This is a genomic window from Planococcus sp. MB-3u-03 (assembly GCF_002833405.1).
In the GTDB taxonomy this organism is placed as follows: domain Bacteria; phylum Bacillota; class Bacilli; order Bacillales_A; family Planococcaceae; genus Planococcus.
Map to the genome: position 1 here is coordinate 1,637,041 of NZ_CP025135.1, position 23,446 is coordinate 1,660,486.

The window sequence follows — 23,446 nt, forward strand, 5'->3', positions numbered from 1 at the left end:
AAATTAATGATTTCCTGCTGGTTTCATAGTGTACCCAATGTACAAAAAGACGAACCCAGTGATGCATGTGGCGGCTCCAAATAACAATCCTGCAGCAGCGGAACCCATTCCAGCTCCTGTTAAAGTGCCTAGAATGTTAAGAAGGAGAAAGAAGACAACCAAAGGAAGGACAAAAGCGGTAAGAAACCCGGCATTGATCCACTTCTCCCTGTTTTTTCCTGCAAACTTATGGACTGCAAAACTTAAAATAGCGATATAGGCAGCTAAAATCAAAATCATGTAATTCCTCCTTATTCCTCAAGGTTCCTGTATCAGTGAGCTCATCTTCTCAAGCCTTTCATAGGTATCTGCATAGACCTCGGCTCTTTCTTGTTCGGTTTCGATCTCATCGAAGTTCATAAGGCTGTTTTCCGTCTCGATAACCCATTGTTCTAAGGGTTCAAAGTCATTCAGTTCTTTGATCTGCTGGAGCCTGTTAAGGATAGGGTCGACTTGTCCTGCGGCATTGCCTTTTGTCCGATTCTCAGGCGTCGGTATTGCCGAAGCATCTTGAAGCCAGCCCATAACGACACCCGTATTTTGGCCATCCGTTGGTTCAGCGGGGCCAGACTCCGAATGAATTCGGGCCACCATGGCTTTCGTGTCTTGATCGAAGGTATAGCCATTTTCGTATTCAACCGCATTCACAAATTCACTGTCCGCCAAACGACCTTCCTCAGGCAGTTCGTAACTGTCGAAATGCTCCTTGATCTCTTGATAAGGAGATTCCAGTTGCGCATCTTCTTGTTCAGGAGTCTCTTCCTCAGCCGTGACCTCAGTTGTGGATTCCTCAGGCGTTGTTTCACTTTCATTACCACCAATATTAGCCGAGCCTTCAGAATCACTGCATCCTGCCACCAGCAAGACGGATGAGATTCCTAATCCTATGGCAAATTTCTTCATTGTATCTCCTCCAATTAATCGCTAATGTATTATAGTATAAAGAACATACATTTTTTATCCAGATAAGTAATTTTACGTCATACGAATTTCATTCATAAAACAGGATGACTATTCGACGCAAAACTCTCGATGTTTTTAGCTGTTTTCCAATATACGAGTGTGAAAAAAGATAAAATCGTGTAACAAATATAGCCCCATTAAAGGAGATGTCACCAAAATGAACATCCGAAAAGCGGATCACAGCGACTTGAACGCTATTTTAACCTTATCGCCACAAGCTATTTACGATGGGACTTTGGGTGAAGTGATGCCTTCAAATGAAAAGTCGAAAGTTTGGTTCAGCCTCTATTGGAAAAGGTGGATTTTATTTTATTGCGGAAGAACAAGATAAAATCCTTGGCTGGGTACTAGTAGGCACGACAAAGACCAGTTTACCGAAAAGCCGAACGGGTTTATCTACGAACTGTATATCCGACAACCATATCGTGGCAAAGGACATTCAAAACGTTTGATGAATGCGGTCATCGAGCATTTTCAAGAGGACGGATATACAGAAGTCCGGTTAAGCGCAAAAGCTGAAAATCCAGCCGTGCATATGTATGAGAATATGGGTTTTACAACAAAGACTGTCAGCATGAGCTTGAGTATAAAATGAAAAAGCGTGAAAGAAATGCTGATCCTCCCACACTCTATCAATCCTACTAAAATTAAGATCGGCTTCTTTTTAACGAAAAATCGGATTACAATGAGCAATACCATAAAAAATACAAAGGTGAAAATCATATCTCCCCAGTTAAGAAATTCAAAAGACTCCATAATTATTCGCTCCTCAATATATTTATATCTATATGGTTATACTGACAAAATAAGGAATGGTTTCACATTTCCCAACTAAACATATAAAAGTTTTCAAAGTATGTAACGAAAGGAGGTTCACCATGAAAATTGAAAACCACTTAAAAGACATGCCATCATTCGAAACGGAGCGTCTTCTACTAAGAAAAGTAACGCAACACGACCTAGATGATGTGTTCGAATTCTCTTCCGACCCCGAAGTGGCGCATCGCATGACCTGGGAGAAGAACGATTCCAAAGAATAAACCCTATCCAACTTCCTGCAGCCGACTGTGGACGGATACAAAGATGGCCAAAGCGGTGTATGGGCGATTGTTTATAAAGATAGCGAGAAAGTCATCGGGACCTGTTCGTTGGTTGGGTGGTCAAATGAACATCAAAAAGCAGAGATAGGCTACGTGTTAAATCGTGGATTTTGGGGAGCGGGAATCGCCACAGAAGCGTTAAAGGAAGTCCTAAGCTACGGTTTTGGCGTGCTTCAGTTGAACCGGATCGAAGGCGGCTGCGATGTAGACAATATTGGATTTGAAAAAGTCATGCTAAAAGCCGACATGGCCTTTGAAGGCGTTTTGAGAAAGAATGAACGCATCAAGGGAGAATTTCGAGATACCAAAATCTTTTCCATTTTAAAAAGTGAATTTGATTCTTTGACCAGAGGAGGTAGACAATAATGAACTCAGGCACAATCTCGGTTGCAGCGTTTTTGATTTCTTTGGCTGTTTATACAGTTTGGTTCTTTAATGAAAATCTATTCTCTAATTCAGCTATGATTGTAGCTGTTGCTCTGCCGCTAATCGGAATCGTGGCAGCACTCTTTGCCAAGAACAGATCGCTCAGAGTAGTGGGCTTAGTTGGAAATTCATTGGTTCTTCTTTTAGCTGTCATTATTCCATTTATCTCTACATTGTTTTGGAGTACACCTTAAACTAACAAGATTTTTGTTCATAAGAAAAGACTGCTTTATCAGCAGTCTCTTTAGCGAATTTTACGAATGCCTCATTCGGTATTCTTTCCGCACCATAAACAGAACGTGAAATCCAATTAACGCAGGGACTAGGCTCGTGTTTACCAATTCAACATCAGAAAGTATAAAGACCCGGAACATCACGAAGAATACGAGGCTTGTAAACAAAACATATAAGACAAGCTTGCAGCAATAGGCGATGATCCAATTACTGGACGGTACGAACCGCATCAGGAAGTCCACTAAATACGACATCGGAATACCCAGCACAAAAAATGCCGGGAAAATAAATACGTAAGTTGACCATAACACTTTAAATAATGTGGTATCAGACAACAGCTCCTGTTCATTCATAATGAGGAGCTGCCACAAGAACATCAACATTACGTAAAGCGGGGCAGAAATAACCGCACTGAAAATCGTTCGAGAAAGCTTTTATCATATTATGGCTCCTAGCATCAAGTAATCTGCTATTGATTTAATCTAATTATAACAACCCGGAGTGAAGAATCGTAATAATAGTTAAGAGGTGAACTTGGATGAGGAAGTTTCTAGTATTACTCGTTGCATGTCTTCCAGTGATGATGGTAATAGGATGTTCTGAAGAGGAAATAGTTCGTGTAGGTACTCCTTTTAACGATGAAGGCACGACGGGAGCGGAGTTTAATACAGGTTTCACGGATTCAGAAACAATATCTGAGTTGCGGGCGATTATTGAAATGGAAGAGAAAATAGAACCGCCCAAAGAGTTAGCGCCAGTCGCGGATCTCGTTCTTACATTGGATAAACCGCAAGAAAATGCTTCTGAACTTTGGCGGTACATATGGTATATGGATGATGGCAGTGCCGTTTTGTCCAATAGAGAAAACGCAGTGGTAGGAGAAGAAAAGCAAGAGTTCTATACTCTAGATCAAGAACAAACAAAAGAGTTGAAAAGCATACTGAGTAAATGAAATATAGAACGTAAAAGAAGCTGATGATGAGAAGCTTCTTTTTGCATGCTCATTAATAGCTCGAGTTATTTAATAATTATGATTTTAGTACTGTATTTAAAACATTAAATGGTAAAATAAGTATGTATAAAAGAGGTATCTTATGAAAAGGAAATCATTAAATTTGAAACTGGATTACAGATAGGCCTGCGCTCATGGGGAATGCGAGCCAAATAACGCTTCTTTTCTTCACGGCCTGGGAGTTCGGCAGCAAGCTTTACTGAACTAGCCAACCACTTTCTCCAGAATTCAGAATCATCGCATTAGATTTGCCTGGCCATGGTTCATCAACAGCTGAACAAGCAGAAGAATCCTTTTCAGCGGCATCTTTGGCTAGGTGGGTAAAGGAAGCAATGGAACAACTTGATATTAAAGATCTTCATGTAATTGGACATTCTATAGGCGGAAATATAGCGTTGGCGTTTGCCAAAATTTTCTCAGTTCAATCGGTTGTTCTCTTGGATGGCGGTTATATACGCTCAAGCAGTATTCCGGGTAGTTCAATCACTGAAGAGATTCGATTTGCAAAAGAGCATTGTGAAAATTACACCTTTGCATCCTGGGTTCAGTTCGAGGAAGAGGGCCGAGGAAGGCTTGGCTGAACGATTGATTGAAATGATGAAACCGAGTATGAAAACAGAACCTGATGCCATTAAGTTGATTTTAACGAGTGAACATGCCGGATATTATGTGAAACAACATTTCAATGAGCCAAGCATTGATACTTTAAGTGCTGTCGAAGTACCGGTTTTGCTGCTTAGAAGCACTTTGCCGCAGGAGTTTAATTCCCATCGTGAAAGTGAAACTGCGAGACTCAAACAGTACTTAGCTCTCTGTGGAAGAAGTGAAAGATACTTCCCACGATATCTATTGGGAGAAACCGGAAGTGTTGAGCCAAAAATCTCGCAGTGGATCAGCCGCAAAAATAGACCTGATAAATTAATAGTATCTCTACCATAATGAGCGGGGATTCAAAGATGAAAACATGGGCGACGCTCTCTACAGAATATTTATATAAAATACATTCGGAAATTTGAGGAAAGAGCAATGTAGGCTGCCAAACGGAATTATCATTGATAACTTTTACGTAAACGAGTATGCGGATTGGGTGAATGCCGTAGTCCTTACAGAGAATGCAACTCGTACTTGTAAAGCAATACAGGCACGGGACAAGAGGTTTTTATTTAGAAATTCCTGCTGGAAAGCTTGAAGAAAACGAAACTAATGAGGAAGGAATTCTAAGGGAAGTTCTTGAGGAGACCGGATTTACTTCAAACGAAAACCCGATATTGCTCGGAGAACATATGGTGAATCCGGCCGTTCAAAACAATAAAATTTCTACATACCTTATCACCGATGCATTCAAAACGAGCAATCAGCAATTAGATGATACCGAAAAAATCGATGTTAAACTGTTCGATTTCGAAGAGTTTGACGATTTGATACTGAATCGGACTATCGAAACTCAGTTATTTACAGCCAGCGCTTATTATATGGCCAAGTCGTTTCTAAACAAATAAGGGTGCAAGTAAAATTGAAAGGGGACTGTACCAATGAACAAGCAGAAAAAGAAGAATACGAATAAGAGTGATTTTTTTGAGGTAATCTTATTTTGGATCCCGGAACTGCTATTTCTACCCTTCAGAATCCTCTTTATGGCGGTCAGGGGAATCGTTAGGTTAATTGGGGGCTTTTTTAATGTCGTCTGATTGCCGTCTTACATGGGTCTGATAAGCTCTCTACGTGTTCAGTAAAGTCGGGAAGTGATGAGATGAACCGATTGTGGAAAGTATTGCATAAGTGGATTTTCGAAAAATACGACCAGTTTTCCAATGAATTGGGCTACGCAAACTGGGAGATTACTTCAGAAAACACTTTTGGCATTTTTCAAATGGCTGGAGATGCGTTTTATCATGCCACACAGCTATCTCCGAACATTGTTTGAGGAAAGTCAATTGCCTGAAAGCAGTTGGCGGCCAGAAGGATTTGATATGGATGAAGACGTCTTTTCAAATGAGCCAGATCGAGAAAAAATGCTGTAAAAGCATAAATATAGAAACGGGGAATTTAATTTGATGTTGCTTGAAATAATTATAGTCTTACTCGTTGTGAGCTGTTCTTTATTTATACATGAAATGGGACATGCTGTTGCAACAGTCACGGCGAGCAAAAATTCCAAAGCCGAAGTGTTTCTGGGTTCATCCAGCAAAGCGAATAAGCTAAGGCTATCTTTTGGAAGAATTACCTGTTACCTGACTGTCGCCATATCTGGCTATTGTGAGTATTCCATTCCAAAAGAGTATCCAGCGTTTACATACAAACAAAAACTCTTCTTCTACATCGGCGGGCCAATCGCGTCATTGCTCGGTTTTGTGGCATTATTCATTGCCTCTCATTTTGTTTACGGAGTAGAGGGAAATATCATCATCAATAGCGCAGGAGTAAACTTTATTCTCTTTATCACGTCATTAATTCCGTGGACTTATCCGCGCTTTTTAGGTGGCGGTCCAAGTGATGGATTGCAGATTTTGAATTTAGTGAAAGCGAATAGAAAAATCGAGAGTTTAGTACTTAATAAATTGGCTGCTCATTAATTCTTAATATCATATTTTTAATGATCCAGCAAGTGGAAGGAATATATTCGCTCACTAGTCTTTAAAACGATACTTCTTCCTTGATAAGCTTGAAATAGTTCGCAATAGTGGCTACAATTTGCCGAACGTTCGTAAAGTGTTTCTGCACATTTACGAACGTTATTTTTTTTCATTATTTGTTGTATTGATGTGTTCGCAAAGGTGTACTTTTACGAACGGTTCTATTTTCGTTGTTGTATAGTTAACTAATTCTGGATTGATTATAATTAGGAGAAACGCATTGAATTGTATATAGGAAGTTAAATGCCCCATATAAAAAAACTTTTGAAAATGCAGAAGAAATTGATAGAAACTGATTATGCGTCTTAAATGAACCACCGTGTGCCGAAGGGTACGCATGGTGTTGTGAGAAGCCGAGAGTAAATCACTGTATCCTGATTAATACGTTTATTTAAATAGAGAAAGGGAAAGGAGACTGTAGTAAGATGAAATGGAGGGATAAAGATGAAAGCCGTAACTTTCCAAGGCGTGAAGGACATGAAAGTGAAAAACGTGAAAGATCCTGAACTTGAAAAAAAGGACGATATCATTGTAAAAATTACTTCAACCGCGATTTGTGGATCCGATTTACATATTTATCAAGGAGCTTTACCTGCCAGAAAAGATTATGTCATCGGCCATGAACCGATGGGAATCGTAGAAGAGGTAGGACCAGAAGTCACCAAGGTGAAAAAAGGCGACCGGATTGTACTGCCGTTCAATGTCAGCTGTGGGCAATGCTTCTATTGCAACCATGATCTGGAAAGCCAGTGCGACAACTCAAACGGCAACCCTCACTTTGATACGGGTGGCTACTTCGGATTTACTGAACGCTACGGTAGTTACTCGGGCGGTCAGGCAGAGTACTTGCGGGTTCCTTATGGCAACTTCATGCCGTACGTCATTCCGGAATCCTCAGAACTTGAAGACGAGTCGTTGCTTTTCTTGTCAGATGTTCTGCCAACCGCTTGGTGGAGCGTGGAGAATGCAGGAGTAAAACAGGGCGATACGGTCGTGGTACTGGGTTGTGGACCGATTGGCTTAATGACACAGAAATTTGCCTGGATGAAAGGCGCCAAACGCGTGATTGCAGTTGACGAAGTTCCATATCGCATGAATCTGGCGAAAAAGATGAATAACGTAGAGGTATTCGATTTCAACCAGTATGACAATATGGGTGCATACATTCATGAAATTACAAGCGGCGGTGCGCGTGTCGTTATTGACTGTGTAGGGATGGACGGCAAAAAATCCACGGCTGAAGCAGTCCAGCAGAAACTGAAGCTGCAGGGCGGAACACTTAGTGCCATCGATATTGCAAAAGATGCCGTCAGCAAATTCGGCGTTATCCAGCTGACCGGTATCTACGGTCTTACGTACAATATGTTCCCACTCGGCAATATATTCGAACGCAACGTGACGATGAAGATGGGACAGGCACCGGTTATTCATTTGATGCCGATGCTGTACGAAAAAATTGAAAACGGTGAATTTGATCCGCGTGAAATCATTTCCCATATAATGCCGCTTGAAAAAGCAAGCGATGCTTATAAGATTTTCAATGACCATACGGATGATTGCACGAAAGTCATCCTAAAACCGTAACCCCATAAATAAATGGAGATTTTATACGAACAAACGCCCCAAATGTTTAGGGGCGTTTGTTTTTTTGCCGAATTTACCGGTTCGCTTGCTCCTGTAGGAATGCATCGAGCGAGTGCTATCATTTTAGATCTGCGGTAGTTTATCAACTTAAAAATAATCAAAATAGCATACCCTTTAGCAGATTGGTTCTTTTAGGGATTCCGCCCCTTTTAACGGTAGAATTTTTTCATAGAGTTAAAGTTTCAAACATAAAAAGATGATTTTCCTGAAGGTTCCAGATTCCAGATAATTGTTTATCGACAATTAAAATCTATTGGAGAAGGCGTCAATGAGCATGGAGGCTGCAATGTATTCAAAAAAGCCCGCTGGAAAACTTTCTTTTTCCAACAGGCCTTTCAGTCTGATTACGTGATGTTCTAACAAGCTTCTACATACTTATTGTTTCTGGTTATTTTACTTGCCACTCGGTGTGGAAGAAACCTTCTTTGTCTACACGCTGGTACGTATGGGCACCAAAGTAATCCCGCTGTGCCTGGATTAAATTGGCTGGCAATGTCTCAGAGCGATAGCTGTCATAGTAAGCCAATGCGCTTGAAAAAGCGGGCGCCGGAATTCCTTGCTGAATGGCCAGCGTCAGCACTTTTCGTAGAGAATGCTGATACTCCCCTATAATCTCCTGGAAATATGGATCAATTAATAAGTTAGGCAGTTCGGGATTGCCGTCAAATGCTTCTTTGATCTTTTGCAGGAATTGCGCCCGGATGATGCATCCTCCACGGAAGATCATGGCAACGTCCCCGTAAGGAATATTCCAGCCATACTCTTCAGATGCCGCACGCATTTGGGCAAAACCTTGGGCATACGAGCAAATCTTACTCATGTATAAGGCTTTGCGGATGGCTTCAATCATTTCTTGGGAGTCGCCTGCCTGTTTTTTCGGTTCAGGGCCTTGCAGAATTTTGCTTGCCGCGACCCGTTCTTCCTTGACCGAGGAAATAAACCTTGCGAAAACGGACTCTGTGACGATTGGAAGGGAAACACCTAAATCCAACGCGTTTTGGCTTGTCCATTTCCCAGTCCCTTTCTGTCCGGCCACATCCAAAATCTGATCAACAAGCGGCTTCCCGGTATCTTCATCCCGCTTGTTCAAAATATCCGCGGTAATTTCGACAAGGTAACTGTCAAGCTCCCCTTTGTTCCAATCCGAGAATATAGTGGACATTTCTAGGACAGAAAGGCCAAGCGCGTGTTTCATGATGAAATAGGCTTCGGATATCAATTGCATATCGCCGTATTCAATGCCATTATGAACCATTTTTACATAATGGCCAGCTCCATCAGGACCCATATAGGCACTGCAAGGAGTGTCATCTACTTTTGCCGAAATTGCTTCCAGAATAGGTTTGACTTGTTCATATGCTTCTTTCGGTCCACCGGGCATGATGGAAGGACCGTTGCGGGCACCTTCTTCTCCGCCGGAAATTCCGGCGCCTAGAAAGTGCAAGCCTGCTTCTTGTAATTTTGCTGTTCGCCTATTCGTGTCTTCAAAAAACGAATTTCCTCCGTCTATTAGAATGTCCCCTGATTGAAGGTGGGGAAGGAGGGATTCAATGACCGAATCCGTCGTGTCTCCAGATTTCACCATCAACAAGATTTTGCGGGGGGGGTTCCAATGAAAGGACAAACTCTTCAACACTGTATGCTCCCAAAATCTTTTTTCCTTGTGCTTCTTTTTCAGCTAATTCGTCGATTCGGTCTGTCCAATAATCATAGACAGATACAGAATAACCTTTACTCTCCATGTTCAGGGCTAAGTTTTTTCCCATTACCCCTAAACCGATGACTCCAATTTGCTGCTTCATTGTATTTTCACCTCATCGTTTTGTGAGTTGCCAGACGGCAACAGCCGATTTTCCAGCTTTTCTCTTTCTTTTTCAAATCCTTCTTTGCCAAGCAATGCAAACATATTGGTTTTATATGCCTCTACTCCTGGTTGGTCAAATGGATTGACACCGAGTAAAGTGCCGCTGATCGCGCAGGCCTTTTCGAAGAAATAAATCATTTCGCCAAAGGTGAATTCATTGAGTTCGTCTAGCTCAATGACCAGATTCGGCACACCTCCATCGACATGAGCAAGGGAAGTTCCAAGTGCCGCTTTTTTGTTCACTTCATCCATCGTTTTTCCTGCTAAGAAGTTCAACCCATCCATATTGGCTGGATCTTCTTGTATGACAAGATCGAGGGAAGGTTTCTTCACTTGCAAAACTGTTTCAAAGAATAGACGGCGCCCTTCCTGCACATACTGCCCCATTGAATGTAAATCAGTGGAGAAATTGACAGAAGCGGGGAAGAGTCCTTTTTCATCTTTCCCTTCACTTTCCCCGAAAAGTTGTTTCCACCATTCTGCTGTAGATAGCAGGCCAGGCTCGTAGCTTACAAACAGTTCAATCGATTTTCCTTTATTATAAAAAATATTCCTTCCTGCAGCATATTGGTAGCTTTCGTTTGTAGCTAGTACGGGATTGTTGTATTTGTGGTAAGCAGCTTTTGCCCCCTGCATCACTTGGTCGATATTAAGCCCGGCTACAGCCATCGGAAGTAAACCGACTGGAGTCAAAACGGAGTATCGTCCTCCGATATTATCAGGAATGACAAATGTTTCGTATCCTTCTTCAACTGCAAGATTCCGAAGCGCGCCTTTGCTCCGGTCGGTTGTGACATAAATTCGGTTTCCGGCTTCTTTTTTTCCATACTTTTTTTCCAGAAAGGTGCGGAATATCCGGAATGCTAAAGCGGGTTCAGTGGTCGTGCCTGACTTGGAGATCACATTGATTGAAATGTCTTTCCCTTCCAGTATCTGAAGCAAATGTGTGATATAAGCTGGGCTAATGTTATGTCCGGCAAAATAAACTTCCGTATTTCCTTTAACTTGGTTATGGAACGTATGCGATAAGGCTTCTATTGCTGCCTTGGAACCTAGATAAGAGCCGCCGATGCCAATCACAATCAGCGCATCTGATTGTTGCTGAATTCTTTCGGCAGCCAGTTTCACCTGGAGAAACTCTTCTTTATCATAGTTAATCGGCCAGTCGATCCACCCCAAGTAGTCAGAACCCGGTCCTGTCTGCTGGTGAAGTTGGTTATGCGCTTGTTTGACAAATTCGCTAATATTTTCAAACTCGCTATTCGTCATAAACGATAATACATTGGTGAAATCAAATGAAACGGTCATGTAATCTCTCTCCTTTTGAATGAACTATTTTTTACCACCAATTCGATTGATCCGTCAGCAATAACTCATTTGCCATTTCTGGACCTGTTGAACCGGCTGGATAAGAATATAAAGGCAATAACTCCTCTTGGTAAGCTTCTAATAGTGGTTGAATCCACTTCCATGATAGTTCCACTTCTCTCCAATCGGCAAAGAACGTTGAATCGCCCCGCAGTGCATCATAGAGCAGAAGTTCATATGCTTCCGGCTGATTTTCTGAGCTGGTTGAGAAATCAATCCAAACAGGTTTGTATCGAGTGCTGGATGGATCTTTTAAATTTACGCGCAACGAAATGCTTTCATTTGGACTAATTTCAAGAATCATTAAATTTGGAGAGCTTCCTAACTGTGTATTTAAATCCATCACCTTGTTCTCGAATTCAATGACAATCTGTGTCGACTTCAGTTTCATCCGTTTGCCTGTTCGTATATAAAAGGGAATCCCCTGCCAGGATGGATGATTGATAGATAGGCGTGCCGCAAAAAGTATCATTCGTTGAGGAATCATTAACCCCGGCTCCTCTTTGTAGCCAATGACAGGGTTGCCCTGAACCTCTCCCGGACCATACTGGCCGCGGACAACGCATTGGTATGCTTTTCTTTCCGGATGGGTTGGAGAGGCAATAATGTCTGTCTTTTCACCCGGCCCTTATTTTCCATGAAGTTATCCGATAGATAAACGGCTGTCATCGTGACCAACTGAAGAAGGTGGTTTTGAACCATATCCCGGATGGCTCCTGCCTTATCATAATAATCAGCCCGGTTTTCTACACCTACAGTCTCACTTGCTGTAATTTGGACATTTGAAATTTGTTTATGATTCAACAAAGATTCCAAGATCGGATTCGCTAAGAATAAAGTTCTTAGATTTTGTACCATAGGCTTCCCGAGGTAATGATCAATTTGTAGATTTCCTCTTCACGGAACACGTGGCTCAAATGTTCATTTAATTTTCTGGCTGTTTTTAGGCTGTTTCCAAACGGTTTTTCAACAATGAGGCGTTTCCACCCGTTGTTTTGACTGATTCCGCTTTTACTAAGGTTGGACGTAATAATATCAATTAAACAGGGGCCACAGACAAATAAAACAGCCGGTTTTGTGGAATGCCCAATTCTTTCTCCCTGTTTTCTATAAGTTCGCGCAACTTGTGGTAAGACTCTTTTCTGTTGCATCAAAGCTGCAGTACCGGATTTCTCTAAGAAATCCGGCAAAGATGAAGCGTGAATGGCTCTTCTCGAATAGCTGCGAAGTGCTTTTTCCACTTTATACTGAAAGGTTTCATCCGAACAATAGTCTCTGCCGGTACTGACAACGGAGATGGTTTCAGGTAACTTCCCGTCCAGGTATAGATTGTACAGAGCGGGAAATAACTTGCGTTGTGCTAAATCTCCTGTTGCTCCGAACAAGACAAATGTCATGTTTTGCAGGGGCCGTTCTTGTTTAAATTCAAATAAATCATTTTGAAAATTAAATTCTTCAAGCAGATTCTCGGTGTGCATATGTTAAAACCTCCTACTTTTAAAATCATGTGTCTCTGGCATGACTGATAATCGCAACAGGTTTTAGTATAATGACTCAAAGTTTTTATGTAAGTACGCACTTTATAAACATATACTTACAAAAAGTATACTGTCGCAAGGGAAAGAGGAGGAAATTCACCAGGGATCCGGTTCTTAAAACTTATCTGATATACAAAATATCTCTATCATGAAATATTTTTAGAAGTTAAGGAATTTAGGATTTTGAGGGAGAAATAACAAAGGTTAAATCCCATTATCGAAAGTAATCTATTGCAAAAAGTTACAATAGCTCATTCGGATAAGAAACAAGTAATTGATTTTCAAACTGGATAAGTCGTGTTGAGTGTTTAGTGAAAGGAAAAGTAATTGGATTATCTTAAAGCGGTCTTAATAGAACTATAAAGTTAATCAGATACATTAGGAAATAAATGCATATATGAAATTAAACAGATTACCATTGTGATAGGCGCCGACAGTATACTTTTTGTCAGTATGTGAAATTAAAGTGCGTACTTCACAACAATGCTTGTAGGTTTTACACTAAGTTAGAATCAAAAATACGACAACAAGGAGAATGACGTATGAAATTACAATTAGCTTTAGACTTAGTAAACATTCCACAAGCAATCGAAGTGGTTAAAGAAGTAGAGGCGTTTATCGACATCGTTGAAATCGGAACGCCAGTCATCAATAAAGAAGGTCTTAAAGCTGTCGCAGAAATAAAAGCAGCTTTCCCTAACCTGGAAGTTCTTGCAGATGTGAAAATTATGGACGCTGCAGCTTATGAAGTATCAAATGCTGCTGCTGCAGGAGCAGATATTGTTACGATTCTTGCTCAGGCAGAAGACTCATCCATCAAGGGCGCAGTTGAAGAAGCGAAAAAACAAGGCAAGAAAATCCTGGTGGATATGATCGCCGTAAAAGATATCAAAACACGGGCCGCAGAGCTTGATGAACTTGGCGCGGATTATATCTGTGTCCACACAGGCTACGATCTGCAAGCGGAAGGGAAAGATTCGTTCGAAGATCTTCGTACAATCAAAAGCGTCGTAAAAAATGCCAAAACTGCTATTGCAGGCGGCATCAAACTGGAGACATTGCCGGAAGTCATTAAAGCACAACCGGATTTAATCATTGTCGGCGGTGGAATTACAAGTAAAGAGAACAAGGGCGCGGAAGCGGAAAAAATTCAAAAGATGATGAAAGAAAGTGTGACGGCGTAATATGAACACGGCGGGCTATACAGACGAAATACTGGCTGAATTGAAGCGGACCACTGCTCTCATTGATGATGAGGAAGCCGAAAAGGCAGTGGACGGCATCCTGCGTGCAAAGAAAATATTTGTGGCAGGCGGGGGCCGATCCGGCTTTATGGCTAAGGCATTTGTGATGCGTATGATGCACGTAGGCCTGGATGCGTATGTGGTTGGAGAAACGGTGACACCTAACCTGGAAGTCGATGATATTTTCATTGTCGGTTCTGGTTCCGGGGAGACCCAAAGCCTCGCAGCCATGACGAAGAAAGCCAAAAGCATCGGTGCAACCATAGTGGCTGTTACTACAAACCCTGAGTCTACAATAGGCAAACTGGCGGATATTCGAATTGAAATACCGGCACAAGCAAAAGGGGAGGGCACTAGTGGCAAATCGATTCAACCGATGGGATCATTGTTTGAACAGTCGCTTCTTGTGTTTTATGACGCGGTGATTTTGAGATTCATGGATAAAAAGGGACTCAAATCCGATGTCATGTATGGCAGACATGCGAATTTAGAATAGAACAACGAATAAGCTTGAGTTTAAGATTTTTTAAGCTCAAGCTTATTTTTAATTGTTTATCAAGCTTGAACTTTTTTGCACCAAAGTATTTTCATTGGACAACTGTATAAATGGCATGCGAAGGTGAAGGTATCATTGAAGACAATATTAGTAATGGAAGGTTGGATTACATGAAAATGTATGATGTAACAGGGGCGATCTATGAAGGCATGACCGTTTACAAGGACAAACCGGAAAAACAGCCAAAAATCAATCAGCAGACAAACGGCTATGTTACGGAAACGCGGCTGGATCTGGATGTGCACACCGGAACGCATATCGATGCGCCGCTTCATATGAATGTGAATGGAGAGACATTCGAATCGCTTTCGCTGGACAGTCTTGTAGGGCCTTGTCAAGTTCTCGATTTGACGGCAGTAAAGAACGGAATTTCAAAAACGGACTTAGAAGGATTCAAGCTTCAAAAAGGAGATTTTATTTTATTAAAAACGAAAAACTCGTTTGAGGAAAAGTTTAATTTTGATTTTGTCTTTCTGGCAAAAGATGGAGCAAGCTATCTTGCTGAGTTAGGGATTCGCGGGGTTGGAATAGATGCGCTTGGAATTGAAAGAAGCCAAGAAGGGCATCCGACGCATAAAACCTTATTTGCAAATGACATCATCATCATAGAGGGCCTGAGATTGAAGGAAGTGGAGCAGGGACAATACTTTATGGTTGCCGCGCCTTTGAAATTAGTAGGTACGGAGGCTTCACCTGCGCGAGTATTGTTGTTTGAAGGATTAAGTTGAATTTTTCTGTTTCAATTATTTTTCCATGAAAGATAAAACATAATTGTAAGGAGAGAGCCTATGTATAAATTGGTCGCGATCGATCTCGATGGGACATTGCTCACAGACGATTTAATGATTTCACCAAATACAGTAACCGCTATTAAAAAAGCGGTGGAAGCGGGGACAATTGTTACGATTGCTACGGGCCGCATGTTTTCCTCTGCGAAACTCATTGCCCTGCAGTTGGGTATAAATGTACCGCTCATCACTTATCAAGGTGCATTGATCAAGGATGTTAATGAAAAAGAAGTAATATATGAGCGCACTGTTCCTCCCGATATTGCACAAAAGTTAATCGAAATTTCTCGTGAGAAAAAATTACATCTACAAATATACCAAGATGATATTCTCTACAGTGCCGTAGAAAATGACAAGCTGATTGCTTATTCTGAAGCAGTTAAAGTGCCATATAGGATAGAGCCCAATCTCATCAAGCTTGCCCAAAAAGGCGTGACAAAACTACTTTTTATCGAAGAACCAATCGTCCTCGATTACTTACAAAATGAATTGCAAACCTTATTCGGCAAGTATGCTCACATCGCAAAATCAAAAAAACACTACCTTGAAATCACCCATCCCGAGGCAAACAAAGGTAGTGCCCTATTATGCTTAGCGAAAAAACTTGGTATAGACCGTTCAGAAATAATCGGTATTGGTGACAACTATAATGACATCGAACTTATTGAGACAGCCGGTCTCGGTATAGCAATGGGAAATGCCGTAAAGGAAGTGAAAGCTATGGCTGATTATACGACCTTTACGAACAATGAAGAAGGGGTGCTTCACGTATTAGAAAAGTTTATTTTAGAGCCAGTGAATACTTCCAATTATATAGAAGAAAAAAATTCTGATTCGCTTCCGACGGCCTGATCAATTGAAGACCGTTTACTTGGAATCACTTGGATAGGACAGGCCGATTTCTTGGCGGACTTTATCCATTACGCACATGGTGGTATAGGAGTTTTCAAAGGAATTAACAAGTGACTCCGTTTTCTTTTGGCTGATTAAATCGATAAACTCTTTCACTTCATAATACATAGCGGGCTGAGGTTGTTCTACTGTCACTGATTCAACAGTGCCATCGTTGTAATGAATGTCCACTTTTTCGGCTGAATGTATTTTATCAATCACCATAATTCCTTTTTCCCCTTGGATTTCGCTTGGTAAAGTGGAATTTGTGATTTTTGAATAAATGATAACCGCATCTTTGTCATCATATTTCAATAGGACACTTCCTTCGCCATCTATACCGGAATCCAGGGTAAGACCTGTGGCCTTTATTTCTTTTGGCTCGCCGAACAGTAAAATGAGAGGGTATAAACAGTAGGTGCCCAGATCCATCAATGAACCGTTCGCAAAATTTGGATTAAATGCATTTAATACTGTTCCTTTTTTGTATGCATCATAACGCGATGAGTACTGGCAATAGCTAGCAAAGTATCTGCGGATAGGGCCGATTTTGTGCAGATTATTTTGAATGGCCTTAAAGTTTGGAAGCAACGTAGATTTCATCGCTTCCATAAGCAGCACATTATGATCTTTCGCTTCTTGAATCATTTTCGCTGCTTCTGCTGCATTGGCAGCCATCGGTTTTTCACATAATACATGTTTGGAGTTTTTTAAAAACAAGACGGCTTGGTCAGCATGGAATGAGTTGGGTGTGGCAATATAAACCGCATCGATTTCATCGCTGACTGCCATTTCTTCTAAGTCGGTAAAAATTTTAGTTATTCCATATTGACTGGCAAATTCCTCTGCTCTTTCCAACGTTCGGGAATAAACGGCTGCTAATTTAAAATTCTCAATCCCTTTTGCCGCTTCAAGCAATCTTTCTGTAATCCAATTAGTACCCACTATGCCAATTCGTATCATTTTTTATCCTCTTTTCTGTCTTTATTGCATTATCGCCCACAATTGCAAAGACATTATTGCAATGCTAAAAAAATTTACTAACCATTCTATATCTAGTATAATTAGTAAGTTACATTAATTATAGTACTGACTTTTTTATCACATAGTATCGAAAAGTATACGATAGAAATATAACAAGGAAGGAAAGAAAATAGATGCCTAATTTAGGAGAGAAAGTTTTTAATTGTGAAAAAGAGCTGACACTTTCCATCATCGGAGGAAAGTGGAAAATGCTAGTGCTATGGCATTTAGGAAAAGAAGGAACTAAACGTTTTGGGGAATTAAAAAGTCTTATGCCAGGCATCACGCAACGGATGCTCGTGAATCAATTGCGTGAACTGGAAGATCATTTGATTGTCCACCGGGAAGTATACCCTGTGGTTCCGCCGAAAGTGGAGTACTCACTTACCGAACAAGGAAGAAGCCTTATTCCAATTCTTGATTCCATGTACGAATGGGGCAAAGAATACATCGAGCAAAACTTGGATCAGCAAATAGAAAACAACTAAGTTAGTTAGTATTTAAAATAGCTGAATAAAATAAAAGCGGATTTCATTAAAATTAAAATGAAATCCGTTTTTAAATGGAGTTTTTATATAACAATTTTATTGACACTTCATTAAATATTGGATTGACGTGTCGAATCAATGGAAGTTTTCAAGGTAGAACTTTAGAAAATACCATGGATGCGATGAAATACTGTACTCAGTACAGGAAACCGGTTTATTTAGATATGCCACTTAGAATTAATCCAGCACTGATTTCCAGGCAGATGGAACCTTACTGATATTTGATTTGTGATTTTGTACCGGAAAATTTATAAAGAGATTTTCTCTTCAAAATCAGTTTACATATCATCAATTTATCGGAAGTGAATTGATAGGCGCAAGCAGGCTGAGGCTAGATCTTGGTAAAAACGATAAAAGACAAATGGATTTTCTCTCCCATTTGTCCTTTTGTATTTAAGAGATGTTCGTCGAAGTAAAATCTCATTGAAGAGGTACTACCCTCAAGATACGGGATGAACCGGAAAGAGGATGAATCAATTCCATTCCTTTTCTCTAGTCCCTAGTATTGAGTAAAAGAATTAGTGTAAAGGGGCTTTAAAACATAGCTCACTTTCTCATAATCCATTTTCTGCTCATAAAAGCGATGAGCATCAGTCCGTTGCAAGCCGGAAGACAAAGCGACGCTTTCATACTGGTTCTCCTTCGCCCATTGGTGTACATGGGCAAGCAATTTTCACCGTATCCTTTTGAGCGTCGTGCCTGATCGGTGACTAAATCACAGACCCAAATAAATCTTCCATAATATAGAGTGATCATTGGCTTAAAGCCAATGACCGCGACAAGCTGTTCTTCCTCAAATATTGCGGCCATTCGGTAGCCATCCGTTTTCGGGCGTCTCTTACTAGCTCCAGATAGAGATTTTCCGTCAGGTGCGTTCGCAGTTGGTTCATGACCGGAAAGGCTTTGCGCCAGTCGTCCTCCGTCATCAACTCTTTGATTGAAAGCGATAATGGGTTCATTTTTCCCTCCTTTAAATCCTATCTTATTAGCAAACTGGTATAATCAAAAGTATCAGATTACAGAAAAATAAAAGAACCAGAATATATTGGAGGCATATGCATGCTTGAAATTACCCTTGATTTCAAAAGTGAAAAGAGAATCCTTTATACCTCCAATTAGCGTCTTTCTTAAAACAGGAGATGGGTGCAGGCAACATACCGGCTGGAGAAAAGCTGCCTTCTAAAAGAAACTTGGCGATTCATCTAGGAGTGAGTGTAAACACGATCCAAGCTGCCTTCAACCAATTAGTGGCAGAAGGCTATGTCCGAAGTGAACAGCGGAAAGGCTTTTACGTACAGGAGGTAGAAGAGCTGATTGGCGATTCTGTGCCTTCTTCTCAAACCGCTAAGAAAGAGAAGAACCTACAATACAAAATTGATTTCAATTCCGGCCACGTAGACTTGCAGCAGTTCCCTTATTCAGTCTGGCGAAAATTGTCGGTGAAGAGTCTTTATTTGGACGGAAGTGAACTTTTACAACGGAAATCCCAAGGGGAGCCGTGTCTCCGGGAACAAATCGCCCAGTATCTGTTCCAATCAAGAGGGGTTCGGTGTTCTGCAGATCAAATTCTGCTCGGAGCCGGTACGCAAGTGCTGACTGGTTTTGTTGTGTATGGTCATCGGAAGAGAAGACATATGCGCTGGAGTCTCCAGGGTTCCACCGGACTAGGGTCGCTTTACAAGATCAAGGCGTTGATGTCGAGTTGATTCCGGTTGAAGAAGAGGGCCTATCAGTGAAAGAGTTGGCGAGCAGTAAAGCCGAAGTAGTCTTTGTCACACCGTCCCATCAATTTCCTTATGGCATGGTTATGCCGATTTCTCGCCGGATGGAATTGTTAAACTGGGCTGGAGAACAACATAACTATATTGTCGAAGATGATTACGACAGTGAATATCGCTACAAAGGAAAACCGATTCCATCGCTGCACGGGCTTGATTCCAATGGCCGTGTCATTTACATGGGCACGTTCTCGAAATCGTTGATCCCCTCGATTCGAATCAGCTACCTTGTTTTGCCGTCAAGCTTACTGAGAAATACCGCACGAATTTTCCTTGTATAAACAAACGGTATCCCGTCTTCATCAAGACACGCTGTTCCGCTTCATGAGCAACGGACATTGGGCCACATTTGAATAAAATGCGGACCTTATACCGGAAAAAGCAGGCTCGGCTGCTGGCAGCAATACAGGAAGATTTGGGCGAATGCGTAACAATCATCGGCGAAGTCAGGGTTGCATATCATCCTGAACGTCCAGAATGGCATGTCCGAAAACGAGTTGATCGCAAGCGCCAGCCGGAACGGGGTGAAAGTCTATCCGACTTCGGTGTATTACGGAGGCGAAAGGGAAAGAACGGAACCGGAAGTGCTGCTGGGTTTTGGCGGGTTATCCGAACTTGAAATCGAAGAGGGAATTCGGCTGCTAAAAGAAAGCTGGGGACTTTAATTTAAGTATTGATAACGTCAACACTTATCCAGTTTACATATGACCCTTATCGGAAGTGGAGAAGCTAAACTAGAGGTTGTCCTTTTGCGGTATTGAAGAATATTTAAAAAGACTTCCTCTGTTTAGAAGAAGTCTTTTTAGTGTAGTATTCATTTAATCTCCTACTACTTAGCAAATTTACCGGACATTCTCCTACAAGCACTGAGAATCCTTGAGAGAAGAAGTACACATTGGAAATAGGATACCTTTTCTCAAAAGTGTTTATACTTTATTCTTTTCTTATTTCCCTGGCTTCTGAGCTTATGCTTTCGTTCTTGTCTGCGATTAATTTCTCGGTTATTTCTTCAAGTAAAAATGCAACTTTTATCCGACTCAATAATGTAAATTTCAAGATTGTTATTTAAGATATTAGTAATAGTTTCCCTAATTAGTACCTCTGAATGAGTAGTGCATTTCAAGAGCTGTTCGAAATACCATTTGTGGTTTTCTGGATATTGAAGATTTAATAAGGTCTCTTCGATTAATAGAATATCATTCCCGAAAAGATAGTTTCAGCTGCTTCTTCAGAAGTGCCCCAATCTTCGTCGTCTTCGTCATTTTCGAAAAACACTTCTTCTTTCAAAGGTTATTTAAGAAATCATCAAACGTATGGGCTACTTCAATAATTTCTTCAGTTTCTGGTTCCAAATAAATCACCGAAGGGTTTGCTGAATCCTTTCTGTAATCAAGAGCAAAAAGCTATTCCCATCTCCGCTGAAAATAAGAATATTTTCGGAAGACCCCATTCATCAATGAGATAATCTGAATCTAAAATACCACCTTGACCACAACCATAAATGTGATTAATCTCAATGTACGCATTGGTTTCAAGATGACTTTCCTTCTTCACTGAGTTGTACTGTATAATACCGCCATTTTGTTCTAAAAGAATCTCTTTATAAGAAGCTGGCAATTCCATATCTAGTTGCTTTTCTATTTTTCAATCTCTGCTTCTGAAGTTTTGGTAACTTATAATCATCCTCGACTTCCTTAGCCCATACGTACATCAAGTAACCTCCTTAGATTCTATTGAATAGTCTTCTTTAATATTGTTACTAACCATAATAAAACAAAATGATTGAAAATATCCGTTTCACAAAATTAGGAAGTAAAAATTTTAATATCCGTACGTTTACATAATGCCGGATTATCGGAAGCTATAAATATAGAAGGGAGAGGAGAAAGCGGTAAGCCGAATCTCTCCTTTGCTATTTTGCCTAAAAGCACATTTACAGCCGCTCTTAATATGGAGAAATATGTAACAACGATTATAGAAGTGATTTCTTTATCATAAACTTCTTTTTCCTTTAATCATGAAAAGATCACACTATTTTCATTTTCAAGTAATTATGATGACATTATTTTCAAAGGAGTTTCATATGTTACTTAGGATATGGAATTCTTAACCAAGTTTTAATAATGGGTTTTGGGAAAGGAATATAGTGTGTTAAATAGAAAAAGGGAGGAACACTAATGACGAAAAATTCGTGGTCAAGATTAATGTCCCTCACAGTTCTAAGTTCTGTGTTGGCTTTGGCAGCTTGTGGCAATGAAGATGCTTCAGAAGAAGAGTCAACGAATGACTCTGATGCTACAACAGAAGAAAGTACAGATGAGGGTGCTACAACAGAGGAAAGTGCAGACGAGGGCGCAAATGAAAGTGCAGAAACTGAACCCAAAGTCACTGAGTTTGAACCAGCATTTCCAGAACAAACTAGAGCACCTGCAGTAGAGACTGAAACAGAACTTAATGAGGAAGTTGTGGTTGAGGGTCTTGGCGTGACTTGGGGTATGGTAGAGTTTGAACCAAACCGCTTACTTGTTACACAAAGAGATGCAGCAGAACTTCTTATTGTAAACCTTGAAGAGGGCTCTGTTTCAGATCCAATCGAAGGTACGCCAGAAGTAAATAACTCAGGCCAAGGCGGGTTGCTTGATGTAGCCGTTGCACCTGATTTTGACGAATCAAGAGCAGTATTCATGACATTTTCTCAAGATGTTGAAGGTGGTACTGTCACTGCTGTTGGTAAAGGTGTTTTATCAGAAGATGAATCCTCACTTGAAGATTTTGAAGTGATCTTCCAAGCAACACCTGCATATGAGGGTGACTTACACTATGGTGGCCGTATTATCTTTGATGAGGAAGGCAACCTATTCCTAACAACTGGTGAGCGTTCAGACGATCCAATTCGTGAACGTGCACAAGACTTGGACGCTTACTTAGGTAAAGTCATTCACATTACACAAGATGGAGAGCCAGTAGATTCAAATCCATTTGTCGAAGATGAAGACGCACTGGATGGTATTTACAGCTATGGTCACCGTAATATTCAAGGCATAGATTACAACCCTGAAACAGGAGACTTATGGATTGTTGAATTCGGTCCACAAGCTGGGGATGAACTGAATATCATTGAACCAGCGAACAACTATGGATGGCCAATTGTTTCTTATGGTATCGAGTACACTGGTGAATTAATCAATGATGGTATTTCAGAGCATGAGGCGCAGGGCTTTGTCGAACCAAGATATTATTGGGATCCAACAAGTGCGCCAAGTGGTATGTCATTCTATGATAATGACGCAATTCCTGAATGGGAAAACAATTTGTTCATCGGTGGTTTAGCGCCGAACTATATTGTACGTGTCGTTATTGAAGATGACATCATCGTTGGAGAAGAACGTCTATTAACTGATGAAGTCCAACGTTTCCGTGATATTCTTGTAACTGAAGATGGCGCGCTTATCGCAAGCACTGATGGCGGTCTGATTTACCAGATTACTGCAGCAGAATAATTTATTATTCTCTAAAAGCATCCACTCTCATATCAGCGTCATTAATTTGAGCGGTATGAAAATATTAAATAAGCAGGCATTCATGTATTCTCATGAATGCCTGTTTTTTTGCTGTTTGAATAGATTGAAAGTGTAATGGCTGTAGGAGAAGGGGCTTGAAACCATCAGCAACTCTCATTGTCTTTTATGGTATAATTACCCAAATTACCAAGGGGTTATCGATTGCTTTAATACGAAAACATTTCATTAATAAGGTTATTTATGCTTCGTATTCAGTTTTATGAAGAGGAGGTTTCT

General features: G+C 40.8%; 31 protein-coding genes and 2 pseudogenes. 21 read left to right on the forward strand and 12 right to left on the reverse strand.

Annotated features, from left to right (window positions below):
- Positions 1 to 3 precede the first annotated feature (3 nt).
- The gene (locus CW734_RS09465) at positions 4 to 279 is read right to left on the reverse strand and encodes a hypothetical protein (RefSeq protein WP_101190283.1); all 276 of its coding nucleotides are present in this window, start codon (positions 277 to 279) and stop codon (positions 4 to 6) included.
- An 18-nt stretch (positions 280 to 297) separates the two neighbouring features.
- The gene (locus tag CW734_RS09470; protein ID WP_101190284.1) at positions 298 to 942 is read right to left on the reverse strand and encodes a hypothetical protein; all 645 of its coding nucleotides are present in this window, start codon (positions 940 to 942) and stop codon (positions 298 to 300) included.
- Positions 943 to 1,159: 217 nt separating this feature from the next.
- Here CW734_RS09470 and CW734_RS18875 point away from each other — a divergent pair, with 217 nt between their 5' ends.
- From CW734_RS18875 to CW734_RS09525, 12 genes and pseudogenes are all read left to right on the forward strand, one after another.
- Entirely contained in the window at positions 1,160 to 1,333 is a 174-nt protein-coding gene (locus CW734_RS18875) for a hypothetical protein (protein WP_232787221.1), read from the forward strand.
- A 9-nt stretch (positions 1,334 to 1,342) separates the two neighbouring features.
- The gene (locus tag CW734_RS18880) at positions 1,343 to 1,597 is read left to right on the forward strand and encodes a GNAT family N-acetyltransferase (protein WP_269801512.1); all 255 of its coding nucleotides are present in this window, start codon (positions 1,343 to 1,345) and stop codon (positions 1,595 to 1,597) included.
- Between the two features lie 283 nt (positions 1,598 to 1,880).
- A complete protein-coding gene (locus CW734_RS18885; RefSeq protein WP_232787222.1) occupies positions 1,881 to 2,042 on the forward strand; it encodes a GNAT family N-acetyltransferase in 162 nt (53 codons plus the stop codon).
- Positions 2,043 to 2,069: 27 nt separating this feature from the next.
- Positions 2,070 to 2,468, forward strand: coding sequence for a GNAT family N-acetyltransferase (locus tag CW734_RS09480; RefSeq protein ID WP_232787223.1), 399 nt, complete (start codon positions 2,070 to 2,072; stop codon positions 2,466 to 2,468).
- On the forward strand, positions 2,468 to 2,722 hold the full coding sequence (locus CW734_RS09485; RefSeq protein ID WP_101190285.1) for a hypothetical protein: 255 nt from the start codon (positions 2,468 to 2,470) through the stop codon (positions 2,720 to 2,722). Before CW734_RS09480 ends, CW734_RS09485 begins: the two co-directional genes overlap by 1 nt.
- Positions 2,723 to 3,300: 578 nt before the next feature.
- Entirely contained in the window at positions 3,301 to 3,714 is a 414-nt protein-coding gene (locus tag CW734_RS09495; RefSeq protein ID WP_101190287.1) for a hypothetical protein, read from the forward strand.
- A 287-nt stretch (positions 3,715 to 4,001) separates the two neighbouring features.
- Positions 4,002 to 4,355, forward strand: a pseudogene (locus tag CW734_RS09500) (alpha/beta fold hydrolase); the annotation flags it as partial.
- Entirely contained in the window at positions 4,348 to 4,713 is a 366-nt protein-coding gene (locus tag CW734_RS09505) for a hypothetical protein (protein ID WP_101190289.1), read from the forward strand. The pseudogene CW734_RS09500 and the gene CW734_RS09505, both read left to right, overlap by 8 nt.
- Positions 4,714 to 4,886: 173 nt before the next feature.
- Positions 4,887 to 5,273, forward strand: coding sequence for an NUDIX hydrolase (locus tag CW734_RS09510; RefSeq protein ID WP_232787224.1), 387 nt, complete (start codon positions 4,887 to 4,889; stop codon positions 5,271 to 5,273).
- 251 nt (positions 5,274 to 5,524) lie between these two features.
- A complete protein-coding gene (locus CW734_RS18890) occupies positions 5,525 to 5,698 on the forward strand; it encodes a DUF5363 domain-containing protein (RefSeq protein WP_232787225.1) in 174 nt (57 codons plus the stop codon).
- Positions 5,699 to 5,828: 130 nt separating this feature from the next.
- Positions 5,829 to 6,347: a zinc metalloprotease gene (locus CW734_RS09520; RefSeq protein WP_101190290.1), complete on the forward strand. Its 519-nt coding sequence runs from the start codon at positions 5,829 to 5,831 to the stop codon at positions 6,345 to 6,347.
- A 504-nt stretch (positions 6,348 to 6,851) separates the two neighbouring features.
- A complete protein-coding gene (locus CW734_RS09525) occupies positions 6,852 to 7,991 on the forward strand; it encodes a zinc-dependent alcohol dehydrogenase (protein WP_101190291.1) in 1,140 nt (379 codons plus the stop codon).
- Between the two features lie 448 nt (positions 7,992 to 8,439).
- On the opposite strand, the gene gndA is transcribed toward CW734_RS09525, so the two are convergent.
- The 6 genes from gndA to CW734_RS18910 are packed head-to-tail and all read right to left on the reverse strand — an operon-like array spanning position 8,440 to position 12,761.
- Positions 8,440 to 9,687, reverse strand: a complete 1,248-nt coding sequence (gene gndA, locus CW734_RS09530) for an NADP-dependent phosphogluconate dehydrogenase (protein ID WP_232787226.1) — start codon at positions 9,685 to 9,687, stop codon at positions 8,440 to 8,442.
- A complete protein-coding gene (locus tag CW734_RS18895; RefSeq protein WP_232787227.1) occupies positions 9,599 to 9,853 on the reverse strand; it encodes an NAD(P)-binding domain-containing protein in 255 nt (84 codons plus the stop codon). Before CW734_RS18895 ends, gndA begins: the two co-directional genes overlap by 89 nt.
- A complete protein-coding gene (locus CW734_RS09535) occupies positions 9,850 to 11,223 on the reverse strand; it encodes a glucose-6-phosphate isomerase (protein WP_101190292.1) in 1,374 nt (457 codons plus the stop codon). Before CW734_RS09535 ends, CW734_RS18895 begins: the two co-directional genes overlap by 4 nt.
- Positions 11,224 to 11,254: 31 nt before the next feature.
- Positions 11,255 to 11,887 (reverse strand): glucose-6-phosphate dehydrogenase (NADP(+)), encoded by a 633-nt coding sequence (locus tag CW734_RS18900; RefSeq protein ID WP_232787259.1) that lies wholly within the window; start codon positions 11,885 to 11,887, stop codon positions 11,255 to 11,257.
- Positions 11,770 to 12,141: a hypothetical protein gene (locus CW734_RS18905; protein WP_232787228.1), complete on the reverse strand. Its 372-nt coding sequence runs from the start codon at positions 12,139 to 12,141 to the stop codon at positions 11,770 to 11,772. The genes CW734_RS18900 and CW734_RS18905 overlap by 118 nt, the downstream gene beginning before the upstream one ends.
- Entirely contained in the window at positions 12,126 to 12,761 is a 636-nt protein-coding gene (locus tag CW734_RS18910; RefSeq protein WP_232787229.1) for a glucose-6-phosphate dehydrogenase (NADP(+)), read from the reverse strand. The genes CW734_RS18905 and CW734_RS18910 overlap by 16 nt, the downstream gene beginning before the upstream one ends.
- A 602-nt stretch (positions 12,762 to 13,363) precedes the next feature.
- Here CW734_RS18910 and hxlA point away from each other — a divergent pair.
- The 4 genes from hxlA to CW734_RS09560 all read left to right on the forward strand — a co-directional run bounded on the left by hxlA (position 13,364) and on the right by CW734_RS09560 (position 16,261).
- Positions 13,364 to 14,005 carry a 3-hexulose-6-phosphate synthase gene (hxlA, locus tag CW734_RS09545; RefSeq protein ID WP_101190293.1) on the forward strand — a complete coding sequence of 214 codons (642 nt, stop codon included), beginning with the start codon at positions 13,364 to 13,366 and terminating at the stop codon, positions 14,003 to 14,005.
- 1 nt (position 14,006) lies between these two features.
- A complete protein-coding gene (gene hxlB / locus CW734_RS09550; protein WP_101190294.1) occupies positions 14,007 to 14,561 on the forward strand; it encodes a 6-phospho-3-hexuloisomerase in 555 nt (184 codons plus the stop codon).
- A 170-nt stretch (positions 14,562 to 14,731) separates the two neighbouring features.
- Positions 14,732 to 15,349 (forward strand): cyclase family protein, encoded by a 618-nt coding sequence (locus tag CW734_RS09555; protein WP_101190295.1) that lies wholly within the window; start codon positions 14,732 to 14,734, stop codon positions 15,347 to 15,349.
- A gap of 60 nt (positions 15,350 to 15,409) precedes the next feature.
- A complete protein-coding gene (locus CW734_RS09560) occupies positions 15,410 to 16,261 on the forward strand; it encodes a Cof-type HAD-IIB family hydrolase (RefSeq protein ID WP_101190296.1) in 852 nt (283 codons plus the stop codon).
- A gap of 15 nt (positions 16,262 to 16,276) precedes the next feature.
- Here CW734_RS09560 and CW734_RS09565 read toward each other — a convergent pair whose 3' ends face one another.
- Positions 16,277 to 17,263, reverse strand: a complete 987-nt coding sequence (locus tag CW734_RS09565; RefSeq protein ID WP_101190297.1) for a Gfo/Idh/MocA family protein — start codon at positions 17,261 to 17,263, stop codon at positions 16,277 to 16,279.
- Between the two features lie 194 nt (positions 17,264 to 17,457).
- On the opposite strand from CW734_RS09565, the gene CW734_RS09570 reads away from it, so the two are divergent.
- A complete protein-coding gene (locus tag CW734_RS09570) occupies positions 17,458 to 17,811 on the forward strand; it encodes a winged helix-turn-helix transcriptional regulator (protein WP_101190298.1) in 354 nt (117 codons plus the stop codon).
- 559 nt (positions 17,812 to 18,370) lie between these two features.
- On the opposite strand, the pseudogene CW734_RS09575 reads toward CW734_RS09570, so the two are convergent.
- A pseudogene (locus tag CW734_RS09575) lies at positions 18,371 to 18,830 on the reverse strand (GNAT family N-acetyltransferase).
- A gap of 180 nt (positions 18,831 to 19,010) precedes the next feature.
- On the opposite strand from CW734_RS09575, the gene CW734_RS18915 reads away from it, so the two are divergent.
- The 3 genes from CW734_RS18915 (at position 19,011) to CW734_RS18925 (ending at position 20,314) form a co-directional block, all read left to right on the forward strand.
- Complete coding sequence (locus CW734_RS18915) at positions 19,011 to 19,577, forward strand: GntR family transcriptional regulator (protein WP_232787230.1); 567 nt, start codon at positions 19,011 to 19,013, stop codon at positions 19,575 to 19,577.
- A gap of 26 nt (positions 19,578 to 19,603) precedes the next feature.
- Complete coding sequence (locus tag CW734_RS18920; protein WP_232787231.1) at positions 19,604 to 19,930, forward strand: aminotransferase-like domain-containing protein; 327 nt, start codon at positions 19,604 to 19,606, stop codon at positions 19,928 to 19,930.
- A 171-nt stretch (positions 19,931 to 20,101) separates the two neighbouring features.
- Positions 20,102 to 20,314 carry a hypothetical protein gene (locus tag CW734_RS18925; protein ID WP_232787232.1) on the forward strand — a complete coding sequence of 71 codons (213 nt, stop codon included), beginning with the start codon at positions 20,102 to 20,104 and terminating at the stop codon, positions 20,312 to 20,314.
- Positions 20,315 to 20,932: 618 nt separating this feature from the next.
- Here CW734_RS18925 and CW734_RS19990 read toward each other — a convergent pair.
- Both CW734_RS19990 and CW734_RS09585 read right to left on the reverse strand, forming a co-directional pair.
- On the reverse strand, positions 20,933 to 21,010 hold the full coding sequence (locus CW734_RS19990) for a hypothetical protein (protein ID WP_442956970.1): 78 nt from the start codon (positions 21,008 to 21,010) through the stop codon (positions 20,933 to 20,935).
- 28 nt (positions 21,011 to 21,038) lie between these two features.
- Entirely contained in the window at positions 21,039 to 21,290 is a 252-nt protein-coding gene (locus CW734_RS09585) for an SMI1/KNR4 family protein (protein ID WP_269801513.1), read from the reverse strand.
- A 536-nt stretch (positions 21,291 to 21,826) separates the two neighbouring features.
- On the opposite strand from CW734_RS09585, the gene CW734_RS09590 reads away from it, so the two are divergent.
- Positions 21,827 to 23,149: a PQQ-dependent sugar dehydrogenase gene (locus CW734_RS09590; protein WP_101190300.1), complete on the forward strand. Its 1,323-nt coding sequence runs from the start codon at positions 21,827 to 21,829 to the stop codon at positions 23,147 to 23,149.
- Positions 23,150 to 23,446: the final 297 nt, after the last annotated feature.